Here is a 1,339-nt window from a genome sequence, read left to right on the forward strand (position 1 = left end):
GGTGAGCCCTTCGGCTGCGCTCAGGACAGGCTTGTCGAACCATGAATGGCTTAACTTGACGGCATTGATCACTACCTCCGTCGAGTAAATAATTTTCACCGGCAACCGCAACCAATGTCGATTCAACGCGATCAAACAGCGTAGACGGAGCTGAGTGGCTCCATTATGTAACTGAATGTATAAAGAAGGACATATTTGTGAACAGATGGCATCGAGCATTTTGGTCTTTACCTATGGTAGGCGTTTTAGTGATCGCAACTGGCGTATTGCTGAGTTCTTCCGTGCTTGCCGGCAAAAGCGGCAATCCTTCCCTGAATAAAGCGGCTGTTGGTCCTGATACCCCTTATATCGTCCTGGGAATGGGGTGTTTCTGGGGCGCGGAAAAACGCATGCAAGCCTTGGCAGGCGTATTGGATGTTGAGGCCGGCTATGCCGGGGGCGATATCGCCCATCCCAACTACGAGACGCTCCACGATACCGAAAAATCCATACAGGCAGGCAAAGCCGTCAAAAACCATGCGGAAGTGGTCAAAGTCTATTACGACCCCAAGCAGACCACGCTTGAACGGGTCCTGATTCAGTTTTGGGAAAACCACAACCCCACCCAGGGCAATCGCCAGGGCAACGATGTAGGCAGCAATTACCGCAGCGCCATCTTTTATCGTACCGATGAAGAACGGCAGCTGGCAGAGAAAACGCGGGACATCTATCAGGCCAATTTAAAAGCGGCCGGCATCACCAAGCCCATCACCACTGAAATTGCCCTGCTGAAAAACTATACGTCCGCCGAAGCGTATCATCAGGATTATCTGAAAAAAAATCCGCTGGGCTATTGCGGTCTGGGAGGGACCGGCGTTGCCTACCATGATCCGGATAAGCCATGAAGCGACTGCTGGCTGCCCGGCAGCAAATGCCGGGCGGCTGATTGATTAGCGTGGGCCGGGATTGTCTGGCTCGGACACGAAACCGATGCGCGTGACGCCGGCCTTGGCTGCATCGGCCAGGGCCTCGGCGACATACCGATACGGCACGGCCTGATCGGCGCGCACATGCAGCTCCGGCTGCGGCGACTGCTGCGCGAGCTGCTGCAAGCGTTCGTTGAGCTGTTCGCGCGAGACACCGGCCTCATCCCAGAATAACTGCCCGTCGCCGTTGATGGACAGCGCGACATGTTTCGTTTCGGCGGCTTGCGGTTCACTGGACGCTTTTGGCAGGTCGATTTTGACGGCGTGCGTCATCAGCGGTGCGGTGATCATGAAAATGATCAGCAACACCAGCATGACGTCGATCAGCGGCACCATGTTGATTTCCGAAACCGGATGCTGGCTTTTGTTTTGGT

Annotated in this window: 2 protein-coding genes; one reads left to right on the forward strand and one right to left on the reverse strand. The window is 55.0% G+C overall.

The genetic code is table 11. The features are described from left to right. Positions 1–197: 197 nt before the first annotated feature. Positions 198–884, forward strand: a complete 687-nt coding sequence (msrA, locus tag IT781_RS21815) for a peptide-methionine (S)-S-oxide reductase MsrA (RefSeq protein ID WP_194972275.1) — start codon at positions 198–200, stop codon at positions 882–884. A 45-nt stretch (positions 885–929) separates the two neighbouring features. Here the strand turns inward: msrA and IT781_RS21820 are convergent. Then, a partial coding sequence (locus tag IT781_RS21820; protein WP_194972276.1) for a biopolymer transporter ExbD occupies positions 930–1,339 on the reverse strand: 410 nt, incomplete at its 5' end.

It is taken from the genome of Methylobacter sp. BlB1 (assembly GCF_015476545.1).
Classification (GTDB): domain Bacteria; phylum Pseudomonadota; class Gammaproteobacteria; order Methylococcales; family Methylomonadaceae; genus Methylobacter.